The following is a 17,215-nucleotide window of genomic DNA, read 5'->3' as shown; positions in this document are numbered from 1 at the left end:
CGATCGCAAGTATTATTAAGTAAGTGAAAATACACATCGGTCGAGGGCGGTTTTTACGGCAGTAAACTGGCTACTATTATATAGCTTAGCTAAATCCATTCCTAAAGAGTCCTCCTCGATACTTTTTTTGTCGCTTATTTAGTTATCTATAGCCATTTTCGCATCATTTGTAAATTTCTTACTCCCTCCCCAAGACATCGGGGAGGGTTGGGGTGGGGTCAAAAATTTACGACTCCTGCAAGGATTGCTATATATTATTTTAGTCTTCAAAAAATCAGAAGTCACACTTTGCTATCCCGCCAGTGCCAAAATAAACGGGTGCGTGCAAATCAACAGCTAAAATCTAAAAAAATCATGCAGAATATAACTGCCTCAAATCCAGCTAATGCGACCGATCGCGCTTTTGGCACCGCAGACATTCAATTGCTGGTAGTGGATATAGACGGCACGATCGCAGGTATGTCAAATGACATCCGAGAACCAGTCAAGCAGGCAATTTTGGCGGCCGAGTCGCGGGGAGTGAAAGTGGCCGTCGCTACGGGCAGGATGTACCGATCAGCTTTGCGTTTTCACTCGGACATCGGCTCAACATTGCCACTGATTTGCTACCAGGGCGCGTGGATTCAAGATCACGCTACTCAAAAACGGCTGCGGCACTTGCCGCTGTCGAAACAAACTGCTCTGCAACTGTTAGATTATTTTGAAGAACCGCATTTGCGACCGCTGCTTTCGATCCATTTCTACATTGACGACCAACTTTACGTGCCGGAAATTACCGCAGCTACCCGAATTTATGCCGAACGATCGGGCATTGAACCAATGGTGATTAAAGATTTGCGGCGAGATCTTCCGGGGGAACCGACGAAAGTTTTGGCATTGTGCGAGAATCCGGGGGTACTCGACGGCTTGCTCAGCAGTATGCGGCAGCGCTACACGCCTGCGGAGCTTTATTTGACTCGATCCGTTGCTACTTTTTTTGAAGCTACGCATCCTGTGGCGAATAAGGGAGATGCGGTGCAGTATTTAGCGGAGGAACTTTTGGGTTTGCAGGCGGCAAATGTGATGGCGATCGGCGACAATTTTAATGATGTGGAAATGATTGCCTACGCGGGTGTTGGCGTGGCGATGGGCAATGCTCCTGATGGCGTGAAGGCTGCTGCTGATTGGGTGGCGCCGGATGTGGAGGAAGATGGGGTGGCGGCTGCGATCGAACAATTTGTTTTGGGCGGCTGATATTTGCAGCACAAATACCGCAGGGGCGGGTTTAGCGGCATTTGGAAAAAATCTCGATCGACCCGCCCCGACCCAGCGACAATTTATTATATAACTCTTTAGTTTTGAGTTTCATGCAATCAAATTTTGATGATATAAGAAATCCACACTTTCGGATTTTTCGAGATCAAGTGCAGTCACTTAGGATCGCGAATTAAATAACTTACAATTTTAATTGTTATTGTGGGATGGGCCTGAAAGCCCGTCTTTTTTGGACGGGCTTTCAGGCCCATCCCACTTTCAAGAGTGAAAGTTATTTAATTCTCATTCCTTACTTTTTTTGCAACATCAGAATATTTATTTAACGAACCGCGAAGACGCTAAAAACGAGAAGGAAAAATGGAAGAAAGCGGGGCGGGCTTACAGATATTCTGGATGTGAATTTATAGATAATTTCAAACTCTTAAAAATGGGTTCCAACAGAAAAAGCACCGACGACTGGCCGTGTTTCGTCTCGGTGCTTCTTCTGGTTCGCTCCTCACACGTCCATCAATATAGCTGACTCAGTAAATTGTGTCAATACTTTTTCCAAAAATTGTTTTTTGAGTCGGCTGGTGCCGCCGTGACGGTGCGGTGGAGCGAGGCAAAAGTCTTGCAATGCAAGGGTTTTGGTCGATCGCCCAAGCATTGCCTCGATCGGAAAAATTTCACTTCACTTCCAGCAGCCAGTCCAAAATCAGAGCGTTGACTTGACTCGGCCGCTCGTCGTGGGGACAGTGGCCTGTGTTGGGAATTGAAACAAATTTCACTGGTTTATCGTTGGCGGCCAATTGTTGATAAATCTGGCTGCCGGCGATGGGCGTCCAGGGGTCGTCGGCGCCCCAAAGTACCAATAACGGACGATCGACCTTTGGGAGCAATTCTGACGGTTGAGGGCCTGGAGGGGCTGTGAGAATCGAGGCAAACACTTGTTGAGCTCCGGGATCGCAGGAGGGGGCGTGCAGGAGTTCTACGAGTTCATCGGTGATGGCTTCGCGGTTCCCGTAGACTTGGCGCAGGGTGTTGCGGATGCGGTGTTTTTGGCGGATGTTGTTGAACATAAAGGGGCCGATCAGGGGCGATCGAACTAATTTAGTAAAAGTCCCCATCACTACTCGCAGCGGGAAATTTAGCTCGTCTGGCCGGTGGTTGAGTCCGCCTGCACAGTTAATTAAGACACCGCCGGCTGATATTTCTGGATGGTTGGCGACTACCATCAAACTCAGCAAAGCGCCGATCGAATTCCCCACAAATACCGCCGGTTCTAGTACCAGATCCGCCCAGAAATCAGTCAGCAATTCTTCCCACAATTCCAGAGTGTAATCTAGGGCTGGTTTGGCGGAAGCACCGAATCCCAGCAAGTCCAGCGCAAACACGCGATAGCCGCCGGCCGCCAGTGCGGGGATATTTTGCCGCCAATGTCCGATCGAAGCCCCAAATCCGTGAATCAAGATCAGAGGGCGGCCTGTTCCTTGGACGGTATATTGGATTTTGTGACCTTTCCAAGTCCAAATTAATTTTTCAAAGCTGGTTGCAGATACTAATTGTTGTGCAGTCACGGCTATTATGTAAAGTTTCGTTAACTTCTTTCATCATAGCAGAAGGAAGAAGGAAGATTAATGCCCAATGCCCAATTCCCAATTCCCAATGCCCTGTTTGGCGGGTGCATTTCAGTTTTGCAGAAATACCAATAACAGCGTCTGAAACCATTATTATCTCGTATACATTTACAAATGTGAGATGCACCGGTGTTGGGTTTCTTTCCTCAACCCAACCTACAGTATCTTCCTTCTTTCTTGCTCCTTCTTCCTTCTTCCTTCTTCCCTCTATCCTTTACATCCGTTACATCCGTTACAAAATCCGTTGCCGAACTTCCTTCTTCCTTCCAGATTCCCAATTTTTACTTTTTTCCTAACAACCAATAAGTCATCATATTCCCCTTACCTTTTACCGGAATCACGCCTCGCCTCTCAAACATATACTTATCTTTCAAAAGCTCATAAGTAACATCAGTAACTTGAATGCTGCCTGCAAAACCCGTAGCTTCCATCCTCGCCGCCACATTCACCGTATCTCCCCACAAATCATACGTAAACTTGCTCACGCCAATCACTCCCGCAACCACCGGCCCGGAATTGATGCCGACGCGAATTGCCAGTTTTTCCCCTGTCTCGGCGCACAACTTTGCTATTTTTTCCTGCATTCCCAGGGCCATTTGGGCGATCGCCTCGGCGTGATCCTGTCTCGGCGTAGGCAATCCCCCAACTACCATGTAAGCATCCCCAATAGTCTTAATTTTCTCCACACCGTACTTTTCAGCTAACTGGTCGAAGTGCGAAAAAATTACGTTCAAGCGCTTTACCAACTCCGTGGGAGACATTCTAGCAGACAACTCAGTAAAGCCAACAATATCAGCGAATAAAACACTTACTTGGGCAAAACTGTCGGCGATCGTGCTTTGCTCTGCCTTCAAGCGTTCTGCGATTGGTTTGGGTAAAATATTTAACAGCAACTTCTCGCTTTGTTCTTGTTGAACTTTTAGCGCTTCTTGCGCTAATTTGCGCTCGGTAATGTCAGAAACAGTACCCTCATAGTAGAGCAGCTCACCTTTTGAATCTCGAACAGCCCGAACATTTTCTGACACCCAAATCCGGCGCCCGTCTTTGCGGCATACCATAGATTCAAACCCCGAAACGGCATTTTCAGCATCCATAGCAGCCACAAATTCGCGGCGGCGTTCCGGGTCAACGTACAGTTGCTGAGCAATATTTTTAATCTCGGACATCAGTTCTTCTGGCGAGTCGTAACCGTACAATTTTGCCAAAGCTGGATTAGCGCTGAGATAGCCTCCTGAAGGCGTGCTTTGAAAAATGCCTTCCATCGCATTTTCTACAATGCTGTGATATCTTTCTTCAGCAACACGCAGTAATTCTTCTGCTTGTTTGCGCTGAATTAAAGAACCTAATTGAGTGCCGACTGCATTAAAAATGTCAATAAATTGCGCGTCTTTCCGACCAGATGAAATTTTAAAGAAAACTAGCACTGCCAATACTTCATCGCCTACCAAAATCGGTATCCCAAAACCAGCTTTGAATCCGAGTTCTAGTGCTATTTGACTTCGGAAAAAATGCGGGTAGCCCCTGGAAACATCTTCTACCCATTCCGGTTGTTTGGAGGCCCAAACTCGTCCCGGTAGTCCTATATTCATAGGAAATGTCAGTTGTTCGCTTTGGGTACGGAACGATTCCAGGCTGGGGTTGCTCGCATACCAGCCCCGGGCAGATTGCAGCACAGTTCCTCCTGCATCGGGAATCCAAGCTTCTCCTACATCCCATCCGATTGTTTCGCCCACTTGGTGCAAAATTACTTCTAAAGCTGAGTGAAAGTCTACAGCTTCGCCGATCGCCCGCGTAGTTTCCAGCAAAAACCGGATTGATTCTTCAGCCTGCTGCCGTTCTGCGATTTCTTCCTGCAATCTCGAATTGCGATCGTGCAGTTCCTTAGCTTGCAGTTGCAGTTTGGATTGCAGAGAACGAAGAGAAAGTTGGTTTTGGACGCGGGCTAAGACTTCTTCTACTTGAAACGGTTTAGTAATATAATCCACTCCTCCTACTTGAAAAGCTTTAACTTTTTCCAGCACGTCATCTAGCGCACTAATAAAAATTACCGGAATATCTTGAGTTTTGTCGCTTAACTTTAACTGCTCGCAAACTTCATACCCGTTCATTTGCGGCATATTAATATCTAGTAAAATTAGATCCGGAGGAGATATTTGTGCCCCTTGCAAAGCCAATTGTCCGTTAATAGCCTTCCTGACATGATACCCGTAAGATGTCAGCATAGTGGATAAAAGTCGCAAATTATCCGGCATATCGTCAACGATCAGAATGTCTTTACGAGTCGCTGATAATGGATGGTCGTTCATCATAATATAATTGAGTTAAATCGATAATGATATCTATCCGAAAATTATCGACTAAATCTGTTAAAGCGTTAGCGAGATTTGCCTCAGTTTCGGGAATTTGCTCGATCAGATCGAGGATGCGGTTGTCGTCAACACAAAGTGCTGCTCGGTGCAACTCGACCACCCAGTCTGTGGGCATTACACTCAAATCCTCGGTGGTCAAACTTTTAAGCAGCGTCGGTGTTGAAAAAGAAGTAGATAAGTTTTCTTTCTCATAAATATAACGCAGGTTGAGGTGATGCGCTATCTTTTCAAAAAGTACCTCTTCCCGAAACGGTTTACAGATCAAATCATTACAACCAGCAGACAAAATTATTTGTCGCTGCTCGTCAAAAGCACTGGCAGTCAAGGCAATAATTATTGTTTCTCTACCTTCTAGAGTTTTCTTAATTTCTCTTGTCGCTTCATACCCATCCATCACGGGCATCAGCATATCCATTAATATCAAGTGCGGCTTCCAAGTTGAATGCAAAGCAATTGCTTCTTGACCGTTAGTTGCTTCCCGGACTTCAAATCCCAGGGGTACTAGCAGCTTAAGCAGCAGTTGGCGATTTTCCGCTACATCTTCAACTATTAATATTCGATAATTTTCTTGTCCTGCTTCTAAACCAATAACTTGTTTAATCGGCGGTTTTTCTTGTTCATCACTTTGTGTTACTAAGTTAACCAAGATATTAAATCTAAAAATTGTGCCTTGACCGAGTTTACTTTCAACCGCAATATCACCTCCCATAATTCGGACAAATTGTTGGCTGATCGGCAACCCCAGACCAGTTCCCTGCATGGATTTTCGACCCGTTTCGGTTTGTACGAACGGCTTAAATAATGTGAAAATTTCTGAGGGAGAAATGCCGGGTCCCGTGTCTGCAATTTCAAAATTCAATTGGGATTTGTTTTCTTCTATGGCGCCTTTTTCAGCGTGGCTGCTGACGCGCAAAGTAACGGTTCCCTGTTTAGTAAATTTAATTGCATTGCCGACCAAGTTAATTAAAACTTGCCGCAATTTAGCTTCATCTGTTTGAATGTACTGCGGCAAATTATCTGCATTTTCAAATATTAGGTGCAAACCTTTTGAGTTGGCTTTTAGTTGCAGCATTTCTTTGAGAATGTTGAGAAAGTCGTAGAGATTGAAGCGGCTGGGATTGATAGTAATTTGACCTGCTTCTATTTTGGACATTGACAAAACATCATTGATGAGTTCCAGCAAATGTTCGCCGCTGCGGTTAATAATTTCTATGTATTCTTTTTGTTCTTCCGTGATAGAACTGTTGCGGGCCATGACTTGGGAAAAACCGAGAATGGCGTTGAGAGGCGTGCGGAGTTCGTGGCTCATGGAAGCTAGAAATTGGCTTTTGGCGCGGTTGGCAACTTCGGCGTTTTCTTTAGATTTAATCAGTTCCATGGACTGCCTTTGAGTGCGGGCGAGCAGTTCCGCTTGCTGTAATGCTACTCCTAGCTGAGTACCTACATCAACTGCAACGTTGATTTCTGCTTCACTCCACTGGCGGGGAGCAGAATTTTGATAGGATGCTAGCAATCCCCAGAGCTTTTTGCCGGAAAAAATTGGTACAATAATGTAGGATTTAGCTTGAAATTTTTCAAGCAATTGGATGTAACAATTATCGAAACCTTGCTTGTAAATATCTGGGACACAAAGGTAAGTTTTACCTCTGCTGTAGGCTCCGCCTTGGGTTTGTTGCAAATAGGTATCGTGGACTTCTGGTGAGACACTATCTAATTTTTTTACGAGGCAAAGTTCGCTGTCTAAAGCGCCTTCAGTAAGGTTAGAATCGAACTCCTGTGCTTGGATGAAAGAAACCCACTTGCTGTCAAGGGATTCGGCTACAAATTCGCCACTCCAGTCTGGATTGAAACGGTAAATAGCGACTCGATCGCACTTCATGGTTTGGCGCAATTCTCGCGTTGTGGCGTGAAAAATTTCTCGGATATCTAAAGTCTGCCGCATTCTTTCAATGATGCGGGCGATCGCTCTTTGCCGTAAAGCACTTTCTTGCAGTTCGGTTTCTGCTTGCTTGCGTTCGGTAATATCTAGAGCCATTAAAGCAATGCCGATCGCTGTACCGTTATCGTCAATTAGCTGAGTATTGTACCACTCGCAGATGATAATTCTGCCGTCTTTGGTCAGATTTTCAGTAGTGCCGCTGGATTTGGCATTCAAGTCGTGATGGGAAATCTCAGATAATTGCGGTTGATAGCTTTCAGGTACGATTAAATCGGAGGCAACTCGACCAATCGCTTCTTGCTCGCTGTAGCCAAAAATAGCAACGGCTGCGGGATTCCAAGTAATAATTTCAAAATTGAGGTTTAACTCGATAACCGCGATCGGCGTTTGCTGCAATAAAAATGAGATTCTTTGTTGGGACTCTAGCAGTTTTTCTTCGGCTAATTTGCGGTCTGTGATGTCATTAGCAGTGCCGAGAATTTGTTTTGGTTTACCGTCGGCTGTTCTGAGAAATACTGTATCCCAACTGTGCATCCACCGCCATTCACCGTTTTTGTGTTTCATTCGGTATTGACATTCAATGACTTCACCGTCTTTGGCTCGATCTACTTTTTGGATGCTTTCAAAAAAATTTGGCAAATCGTCGGAGTTGAGCAGAATTGGCATCATTGCTGTACCCATATCTTGTATTTCTTGGGCGGTATATCCGATCATCGTCGAAATTTGTCGGTTGGCATAAACATTCCGCTGTTCAATTACATCGTAAACGTACAATAGGTTGGGATTGGAATCGGCGATCGCTTGAATGAAGTGCTGGCTTTCTCTGAGTGCGGATTCTGTTTGTTTGCGAACGCTAATATCTCGCGCCACGATAATCACTGAATCATGAGTAAGCGGAGAAACTTTAGCGTCGAGGCAAACTTCGCGCTCTCCGATTTGAAAGCTATATTCAACATTCATGGTTTGCTTCGTTTTTAGAGCTTGTTGGATGGCATTTAATACTAAATCAGCTACCGGTTTCGGCAAGACTTCGTGGACGGTTTTGTTAATCATTTCGCTGGGAGGTTTCACCAAATTCGTTGATGCTGTCGGGGCAATTTTGATGCAGCGCCCTTCTGCATTTCTCACTAAAACTGTGTCAGTCATGGCGGCAAAAATTGCCCGCAATTCTGTTTCAGATTCTTGCAGAGCTTGCTCAGCGCAGATGCGGGTGCGAATTTCTGCTTGCAGCAGTTTATTTTGCCGATCGAGCTGCACAAGTCGGTTTTTTTCTCGATCGATCAGTTTAGCTTGAGCGATAGCGAGCCCTACTTGAGCAGCCACAGCTTCTAATAAGTCGATTTCCTCGGAAGTCCATTCCCGGTAACGATCGCACTGGTGCAAACAGATAGCACCGTTGGCCCGGCCTTGGTAGGAAGTGCGAATTGCCAGCATCGATTTTAACCCAACCTTCTGGCAAATCGGTTGAACAGCTTGCAACAGAGGGTCTGAATAAACATTGTTGGAGGCGATCGCCGTATCTTGTATCATCATTTGTACGACGTGAGGATTGCCCCAAATTGGAATGGGTACGTTCCAAATAGATTCGCACTCGGCTTCGAGATACTCTGCCGCCAGAGGAATATCGACTTGGGGGGTAGTAACGTAAGTATGAATCAAACAGCGATTGGCGCAGAATGCCTGACCTATTTGAGTTGCAGCTATTTGAAATATTTGCTCTGGCTGCAAGCTCGATCGAAGTTCTTGAGTTATTTTTGCAATCAGCAATTCTCGCTGAACTTGCCGTTCTAAAGCAGCTTTAGCTCCAGCCATTTCTATTTCTGCGTGCTTGCGATCGCTGATATCAAAAAGTACGCCATACCAAACAATATCGCCATTATCGCGCATTTCTGGTCGAGAATTAGATTGCAGCCATTTGAGTTTACCCGACGGCGTAACAATCCGCCATTCAAAGGCAAAAGGTTCTAAACTTCGAGCGCTCGCCGCAATTTTTTCATCCAGATATTGTCGATCGTCTGGATGATTTTGATCGAAGCACAAGTAGGGATTTCTTAATATTTCCTCACACTCTAATTCGTAAATTTCCCGACAAGCATAACTAATATATTCAAATTTGAAACTTCCATCGGGCTTTTGTATAAATTGATAAAGAACTCCCGGTATATTGACCGCCAATTTTTGCAACCGCGCTTTGCTTTCCCGGAGTGATTGTTCTGTTCGCTTGCGAAATTCTACCTCTTGTTGCAGTTGGGCATTCTGCTGTTTTAATTGTTTTGATAGCTGTTGTATAGTCAATTGACTTTCGATCCGCACTAAAACTTCTTCCACTTGAAAAGGCTTAGTAATGTAGTCAACACCGCCGACTTCAAAAGCTTTGACTTTGTGAAAAGTTTCCTCAAAAACACTCAAAAAAATAACCGGAATTTCCTTAGTTTTTTCGTTGGATTTCAGTCTGGCACAGACTTCATATCCGTTCATTTTGGGCATAGCAATATCTAGCAAAATCAAGTCTGGGAGAACGGCTAAATTAGCATTAACCGCCATTTCTCCAGAAATAGCCCGCTGAACTTTATACCCTTCTTTCGTCAATATATTTGATATAAACCGCAGGTTGTGGGGCTGATCGTCAATAATTAAAATGTGAATACCTTCTTTGTCAAATATCATTTTTTGTCTGGTCATTGTGATTTTTTTATTGCTAGCAGCAGATTGATGATTTAATAAATTTAGCGATTTCTTCCGGTCATCATTATTTATTAAACATTTTCAAACTCAGCACATAGAGGATTAAATTTAGATTGATATTAGCCATCAACTAACGCACCTTCTATTTTTTAAATTTATTGGTTGCTTCTCTTAATTTTTTACTCAAAATAACCGGACTTAACTACATTTTATTGTCAAAATAAATCGCCTGATTTGCTGTAGAAATTAACTCTGCTGAAAAACAATCATCGCTTAGGCAATCCAGACCAAAGCAACCGCGTCTCTTAACTTTGTTCAATGGCTGCGACAAAGTATTTTCGTACAACCCGGTTGATTCGCCCAGGACAGTTTTTTGCTTGACTTTAGCATTAAAATGGCCCGGAGGAGAACACAACTTTCTGGACATTTTGCTCGCAGGTTCAAAGGGTTTTAGCACAGATACACACATGGACATACCACGAGGTGAAGAAACCGTTTTTTTTACTCTTGTCGCTGCAACAAAGTATGGCTGTGAAAAAACCTCGGTTTTGACCCACCGACCCCTGACTCTTAAGATATTTATAGGTAACTAAGAGTATATAATAGCAATCCACCCCGCACCCAAAGCCTACCGTATAAACTATTTTTTCGGACTTTTATAGGCAAGCAATTCCTTAAGTTTAGCAATATTTTCCTTGCTAAAGTAAATTTTAATTTCTAGTTCTAGATCTGATTCCCACAGCACCAGCAGATTATCTTCAGCCAAGGCGACTTCGGGATTGTTTAATTCAAGTGTTTGATATTTAACTTCGGGAATTCCTACCCGAATTACCAGTTCCGATTCCAACTGAGGATAGATGTACAATTGCTGTTGCAAATTGTCAAGTTCTAATTTGTCAACAGTGTTGTTACGCTGGACAGGAGAATTGGGTTTGTACCAATAGAGAGTTTCCTCCCGAATTTCTGGATTGACTATCACAAATGTTTCGTCAAAACGCTGGGGGTGCCAGTGAATTTCGCTCAAACCGCCGATTTGCGGAATCAGTCGCTCTACCCAGCTAATTTCTTTCCCGTTCAGGTTTCCCCACCACTGACGGATATTATCGAGATTGTCAGCATTTTCGGGGTCGGTGCTGCCGGACTGCCAGACTGTTTTTAGTTGTTGCATATACAGGTTCTCCAGCGAATTTAAATTTGAGATTGCAGGCGCTCAATTGGAGATTCATTCGTTATACAATAATTTTAATGGACTTACCAATTATTTACCACGAAGATTACGTTGCACCCCTGCCACCGGATCACCGGTTCCCGATGGCAAAGTTTCGGATGCTTTACCAGATGCTGCTCGCGGACGGGGTAGCAGATAAATCGCAATTTCACGCTCCCGAACTTCCCCCTCAAGAATGGATTGAATTAGTCCACGACCACTCCTATGTTCAAGCTTACTGCAACGGGACGCTCGATAACAAAGCGACTCGGCGAATTGGTCTGCCTTGGAGTCGGGCCCTGGCTAACCGCACTTGCACTGCGGTTGCAGGAACTGTACTAACTGCAAAACTCGCTTTAGACTACGGTTTGGCTTGCAATACTGCAGGCGGAACTCATCACGCCTTCCCTGCTTTTGGGTCTGGTTTTTGTATTTTTAATGATTTGGCGATCGCCTCTCGCGTCTTGCAAAAAAATGGTTTAGTTCGCAAAGTTTTAATTGTCGATTTAGATGTCCACCAAGGAGACGGAACCGCCGTAATATTTCAAGATGACAGCAGTGTTTTTACTTTCTCGATGCACTGCGAAGTCAATTTTCCCGGCACTAAACAAAAAAGCGATTTAGATGTACCTTTGCCTGTGGGTATGGAGGACGACCAATATTTACAAACATTGGATAAATTCTTACCAGATTTGCTTTCATATGTCAAGCCAGACTTAGTTTTATACGATGCTGGAGTAGACCCTCATCACGGTGACAAACTGGGAAAATTAGCTTTAACTGATACGGGCTTATTTCGCCGAGAAATGCAAGTTTTGATGGCGTGTTTGGCTGGCGGCTATCCCGTTGCCTGCGTGATTGGCGGGGGCTATTCTGATGACGCTAAGGGGTTAGTTTACCGACATTCGCTGCTGCACCGAGCTGCCAGTCAAGCCTACAGGCAGTATCGACTTTGATCCAGCAAGAGTCCGGACACTTTTTCTATTGCCCAATGGCTTATTCTCACTTGACTTTGAGGCTAGCGTAAATAATTAAATCAATGTCATCTCTACCCCTGACGCGGCATTTAATTCGACTGTTTTATGCTGCTTGCCCTGTAAGGCTTGTAGTATAGTTCCAAAAACTGTGCGGAGTATTGACCCAGATTGGGGAGATTTAATATGGACTTCAGTATTCTTTGGGGATATGATTGCGTGTTTAGGGTGTCAATTAATACTAAAAACTGGCTAAAGTGGCATTAAAATAGATATATCGCATTCAATCCTAGTGTATTTTATGGACTCCAACTCGTTAAATATCACAGAAGATGGGGCCAAAGAACCGACTTTGATGCCCATAGACAAGCGCTACCTGCTAGTCCTCAACATCGCATCCTTCCGCGACTCCAAAGGCAGCAGGTATCTCGATTTAATGTGGGCTAAAGACCTAACCCAACATTTTAAGTATTTGAAAAAATTCACGCTAGCATCTCCGTGCGTGCAAGAAACCCCCCCCGAAAATACCATAGAGGTGGATTCGGAAACATCATTTGCTGATGCTAAATTTATTGACCTTCCCTCCCCAAATAGCTTGGCCAAAGGAATATTTATGCTGCCGGCAACGGTTGCCCAGCTTTGGGGCGCGATCGCATCTTCCGATATCGTACACAGCGGCGTAGCAGGCTGGCCGATTCCGATGGCATGGTTAGTGACGCCAATAGTCGTGATACAGCGGAAACCATACCTGCTCATAGTCGAATCCGCACCGTGGCGGCTGCTGCCGGGAACCCCTGCCAGCATTAAAGCCAAAATTCAAGCTTACATATACGAAACATTGAATCGCTGGTGCATCAACAGCGCCGATTTGACAATCTTTACACAAGGAGAATATCAGCAAAGTTTATTAAAAAAACGACACAAAAAAAGTCACATAATTCACGCTTCGTGGATAGATGAAGAAAATATTATTTCGGAAGCAGAGGCGACTAAAATATGGCAGGAAAAACTGTCAGCCACGCCCAAACAACTAAAAATTCTATTTGCCGGCAGATTGCATCCACAGAAAGGTCTGTTAGTTCTCCTAGAAGCAATGAAAATCTTGGACGAGGAAAACATTGCCGTCAAGCTGGACATACTAGGTGAAGGCGAACTGTTAAGCAACTGCCAAGCAGCCAGCAAGGCAATGCAAAAATCGGTACAGATCGAAGTTTTGGGAACTATTCCTTACGGGAGAGAATTCTTCAGCCGGCTGCAACAATATCATGCTGTTGTGGTTCCCAGCACCTCAGACGAACAGCCCAGAATAGTATACGATGCTTATTCCCAGGCCGTACCTGTACTGGCAAACAACACAGCCGGACTCCGCGACTGCATCGAAAACGGCATCACAGGCTCGATCGGTAATTGCAATGACCCAGTTGATTTAGCAAACTTGCTCAAACAGTCGGGAGAAAACTTGAACCTACTTCAAAATATGGGCATGGCAGGTCTGAAACAGGCTCGCAGCCTGACTCACGAAGAAATGCACCGGCAGCGGTGGCAGCTTTTGTCAAGTATGTTGGAGCAATCAAAAAAGTAAGTAGGTAGGCGCAAATAAACCCGGCTGTGTAAAGGAATGTAAAGCTGTCAGAAGCTTTGGGATTGCTTCGTTTCACTGAGTGACCCTCGCTTTTGACTACTTGTGTATTTTCCGACTCATCTACTTAGGCGATACCTGTACTCCGGGCGATCGCTCCAGCTTGCCAGATGGGTACAACTTGAGCTAAAAAGTTGTTAAACAAACAACGGTACTTATGTCGAAAGCCAGCGAGTCCAATCACCCCTATCCACTGCTGGTTGTCATTGTTAACTACCGAACCTCTAGTTTGACAATTGACTGCTTGCGCTCTCTAGTTAGCGAAGTTCAATCGCTGCCCGGTATGCGAGTTGTAGTTGGCGACAATGCTTCAGGCGATCGCTCCGTCGAAGAAATTAGCAGCGCGATCGCAAAAGAAGGCTGGAATGAATGGGCATCCTTCGTTCCCCTAGAGCGCAACGGCGGATTTGCCTTCGGCAACAACGCCCTGATCCGTCCCGCCCTCCAATCCACCAATCCTCCCCCTTACTTCCTGCTGCTCAACCCAGACACCATAGTTCGCCCCGGTGCCTTAAAAGCCCTCGTCGATTTCATGGACACTCATCCCGAAGCCGGCATCGCCGGGAGCCGCTTGGAAGACCCCGACGGCACCCCCCAGGAGTCAGCTTTTCGGTTTCACAACATCTTGACAGAACTCGATTTTGGTTGGCGGACAGGCTTTATATCCAAGTTATTAGCCAACTGGGCCGCAGCGCCTCCGATTTCCCAAGAAACCTGTCAAACTGATTGGGTAGCTGGAGCCAGCATGATCGTCCGTCGCGAAGTATTTGAAAAGATTGGCTTGATGGATGAAGCTTATTTCATGTACTGCGAAGAAATGGACTTTTGTCTGCAAGCGAACAAAGCTGGCTGGAGTTGCTGGTACGTACCTGAAAGTCGCGTTGTGCACTTAGTCGGCCAAAGCTCAGGCATCACTGACACCAAAAAGCCCGCCAAGCGGCTGCCTACCTATTGGTTTGATTCCCGGCGCAGGTACTTTATCAAAAACTACGGCTTGGTTTACACAGCATTAACTGATGTATCCTGGGCTTCGGGTTTTGCAGCCTGGAGGGTGCGTCGCGTACTTCAAGGCAAACCCGATGGCGATCCACCACAATTGCTGAGAGATTTTGTATTAAATAGTGTATTTTTTAAGGGGGGTAAGATTGAAAAATCTAAAAACTTTTAAAGGGAGTTGGTAAATCGGTCAAAGCCAACTAAACCAGGTTAACCTAGGCAAGCAAAATATTTTATGATGCAGCCGAGGAATTAGTATTCTCGATCGAGAAAACCGGATTGCTCCTTCCTCACAAACCTGATAGACCCATTAATATCGTCGGCATCTAGCAATAGAGTAAACAATAAATAATGTGAATTAGAGCTTATGGTAACTGAGCAAAACTTAATCACCAGTGAAAATCAAGTAGAAGACCCCGGCCTGGGACTGTGGCAGCAAATTAAAGAAGACTGGATTGCTCATGGTCGAGATTGGACAAAACCGGGATTTCGCGCCGTAGCAGTGCAGCGTTTTGGCGTCTGGAGAATGCAGGTAGAACCGAAATTACTGCGAGCTCCTTTGAGCATTATTTATCGAGCACTCTACCGAAAAGTCCGCAATAGTTACGGGATAGACTTGCCTTACACTGTGAAGCTCGGTCGTCGCGTGGTGATTGAACATCAAAACGCTATTATTATTCACGGATATTGTACGATCGGCGACGACTGCATTATCCGCCAAGGTGTAACGTTGGGAAACCGCTATTTGGACAAACCGCTGGAATCCCCTCAATTGGGCGATCGGGTTAACGTCGGCGCTGGTGCAAAAATCCTCGGAAAAGTAAACTTGGGAGACGACGTAAATATCGGTGCTAATGCTGTAGTTTTATCAGATATTCCCGCAGGCAAAACAGCAGTAGGTATTCCTGCCAAGATTCTTCAATCTACCAAAAACCCGGAAAATGCTTAGATCAATATTGCAAAAAATTATCCGCCATCTTGCGATGCGTTACTGCAAGTTCCGCGGCCTTTACATCCAATTCTGTAACCCTGGTTCCAAAGAATACACAGAATTTCTCCGCCGCCACGGCAACTTGTAAGCGCTAGGCGAAAATTGCAGCATCGGGCTCAATACGGTCTTTGGAGATCCCGCCTACGTCCGCATCGGCAACAATGTTCACTTCTCCTCTTGTACCGCGATCGGCCACGACGGCTCGATCGCCATGCTCGATCGGGCTTACAACCTTAAACTAGAGGCCGTAGGCAAGATAGATATCCGCGACAACCTATTTATCGGCTTCAATGCGATCGTCCTTCGCAACGTCACCATCGGCCCCAATGCGATCGTCGCCGCCGGTGCCGTCGTCGCCAAAGATGTCGCCCAGGGCGATATAGTGGCCGGCGTCCCCGCCAGACCGATCGGCCGCGTCGAAGACTTAGTGAAAAAATTGCCAGCCGAAACTCAAAGCCTGCCCTGGGCCGATTTGATTGACAGTCGCCAGGGCAGCTTCGACCCCGAAATTGAACCCGATCGATCGCGTAAAGTTACGAGTGTCGCACTTCTACGGCAACACATCCACTCCAACTGCGGCGCAATTCCAGCAATCTCCCTAGTCAAGCTCATTGGTAACAAGTTAAAAAGGAGTAGATTTTGTCAATACCTCTTTGTGTATAAATATAATTGAATAATTATAATCAAACAAGGGGTAAGGGGGAAGAGTCAGCCGTTGGCTGACTCTCCCACCGGCAGCGATTATCATTATTAATAAGTTGTTCGCTCAACAGGCATTGCGGGCAGGCGATCGATTATAGTTGCACCGCCAGCGCACGGCAGCGTCGGGGCCAGCGATCGTAGTTGCACCGTATTGGTATTATCAAACGATATAATTGACAAATAATTGAGCAATTGTGTAAGTCAGTAAATATCGCTAAAAGTCAAAAAACCAACAGTGACCACGCCAAAAGAACAACAAAACCGATGGTGGAAGATGAGGCAATTGCTTCGCAACTATCGGCATTATTAACACAGTCATCACCTCACAAGAAAATTACTACCGCCAACTCGGTTTACGAGGTAGAATTCTTAACCTACCGTTGATAGTAGCAGCAGTATTAACCTTGCTGTGGCGAGACGTAGCTGGAGTGACAGAACTCACAAGAATGTTGGCAAGATCAGGTTTTTTGTGGTGCCAACCCACGACAGTCACTCAACAAGCAATGTCTCAAAGATTTTTAAGTTTTCCTGCCACATTATTTGAGGGAGTATTCAAAAATTTATAACCAAGTTTAAGAACTACTTGGTATCAGAGAAACCAAAGACCTCTACCAGAAAGCATTCAATTTACCTTGACTAAATTTTCTAAAATTTGGATAATAGATAGCTCAACTCTCGAAGCATTGTTTGGCAAGCTAAAAAGCCTGGAAGATATACCCAAAGGGCAGTTGGCAGGAAAAATGGCAACAGTCATAGATTTAATGACCTGGGGGGGTGACAAATATAGCTAGGAACCTTGCCGGAGCAAGGTTGCAGCTCTGAGGCCACGTTGATAAAAGTGAC

Annotated in this window: 12 protein-coding genes and 1 pseudogene; 7 read left to right on the top strand and 6 right to left on the bottom strand. The window is 45.2% G+C overall.

The window, feature by feature from the left end:
* The first annotated feature begins 354 nt into the window (after positions 1-354).
* Positions 355-1,233 carry a Cof-type HAD-IIB family hydrolase gene (locus QUA50_RS14015; RefSeq protein WP_333265043.1) on the top strand — a complete coding sequence of 293 codons (879 nt, stop codon included), beginning with the start codon at positions 355-357 and terminating at the stop codon, positions 1,231-1,233.
* Between the two features lie 686 nt (positions 1,234-1,919).
* On the opposite strand, the gene QUA50_RS14010 is transcribed toward QUA50_RS14015, so the two are convergent.
* The 5 genes from QUA50_RS14010 to QUA50_RS13990 all read right to left on the bottom strand — a co-directional run bounded on the left by QUA50_RS14010 (position 1,920) and on the right by QUA50_RS13990 (position 11,031).
* Positions 1,920-2,810: an alpha/beta fold hydrolase gene (locus tag QUA50_RS14010; RefSeq protein WP_333265044.1), complete on the bottom strand. Its 891-nt coding sequence runs from the start codon at positions 2,808-2,810 to the stop codon at positions 1,920-1,922.
* A gap of 206 nt (positions 2,811-3,016) precedes the next feature.
* A complete protein-coding gene (locus tag QUA50_RS14005; RefSeq protein ID WP_333298728.1) occupies positions 3,017-3,148 on the bottom strand; it encodes a hypothetical protein in 132 nt (43 codons plus the stop codon).
* Positions 3,149-3,151: 3 nt separating this feature from the next.
* Positions 3,152-5,179: an adenylate/guanylate cyclase domain-containing protein gene (locus QUA50_RS14000; protein WP_333265045.1), complete on the bottom strand. Its 2,028-nt coding sequence runs from the start codon at positions 5,177-5,179 to the stop codon at positions 3,152-3,154.
* On the bottom strand, positions 5,145-9,860 hold the full coding sequence (locus QUA50_RS13995; RefSeq protein WP_333265046.1) for a PAS domain S-box protein: 4,716 nt from the start codon (positions 9,858-9,860) through the stop codon (positions 5,145-5,147). Before QUA50_RS13995 ends, QUA50_RS14000 begins: the two co-directional genes overlap by 35 nt.
* 643 nt (positions 9,861-10,503) lie before the next feature.
* Entirely contained in the window at positions 10,504-11,031 is a 528-nt protein-coding gene (locus QUA50_RS13990; RefSeq protein WP_333265047.1) for a hypothetical protein, read from the bottom strand.
* A 77-nt stretch (positions 11,032-11,108) separates the two neighbouring features.
* Here QUA50_RS13990 and QUA50_RS13985 point away from each other — a divergent pair, with 77 nt between their 5' ends.
* The 5 genes from QUA50_RS13985 (at position 11,109) to QUA50_RS13965 (ending at position 16,343) form a co-directional block, all read left to right on the top strand.
* Positions 11,109-12,026, top strand: a complete 918-nt coding sequence (locus tag QUA50_RS13985; RefSeq protein WP_333265048.1) for a histone deacetylase — start codon at positions 11,109-11,111, stop codon at positions 12,024-12,026.
* A 319-nt stretch (positions 12,027-12,345) separates the two neighbouring features.
* Complete coding sequence (locus QUA50_RS13980; protein WP_333265049.1) at positions 12,346-13,626, top strand: glycosyltransferase; 1,281 nt, start codon at positions 12,346-12,348, stop codon at positions 13,624-13,626.
* A gap of 214 nt (positions 13,627-13,840) precedes the next feature.
* A complete protein-coding gene (locus QUA50_RS13975) occupies positions 13,841-14,851 on the top strand; it encodes a glycosyltransferase family 2 protein (protein WP_333265050.1) in 1,011 nt (336 codons plus the stop codon).
* 195 nt (positions 14,852-15,046) lie between these two features.
* Positions 15,047-15,628, top strand: a complete 582-nt coding sequence (locus tag QUA50_RS13970) for a serine acetyltransferase (protein WP_333265051.1) — start codon at positions 15,047-15,049, stop codon at positions 15,626-15,628.
* A gap of 253 nt (positions 15,629-15,881) precedes the next feature.
* Positions 15,882-16,343, top strand: coding sequence for a hypothetical protein (locus QUA50_RS13965; protein ID WP_333265052.1), 462 nt, complete (start codon positions 15,882-15,884; stop codon positions 16,341-16,343).
* A gap of 77 nt (positions 16,344-16,420) precedes the next feature.
* Here the strand turns inward: QUA50_RS13965 and QUA50_RS13960 are convergent, their stop codons facing one another.
* On the bottom strand, positions 16,421-16,552 hold the full coding sequence (locus tag QUA50_RS13960; protein WP_333298726.1) for a hypothetical protein: 132 nt from the start codon (positions 16,550-16,552) through the stop codon (positions 16,421-16,423).
* An 84-nt stretch (positions 16,553-16,636) separates the two neighbouring features.
* Here QUA50_RS13960 and QUA50_RS13955 point away from each other — a divergent pair.
* Positions 16,637-17,136, top strand: a pseudogene (locus tag QUA50_RS13955) (IS4 family transposase); the annotation flags it as partial.
* Between the last annotated feature and the right edge of the window lie 79 nt (positions 17,137-17,215).

The organism is Microcoleus sp. M2_D5 (genome assembly GCF_036701935.1).
GTDB lineage: Bacteria > Cyanobacteriota > Cyanobacteriia > Cyanobacteriales > Microcoleaceae > Microcoleus.
The sequence above is the reverse complement of the archived record's forward strand: the minus strand, read 5'-3'. Positions and strand labels throughout refer to the sequence as shown.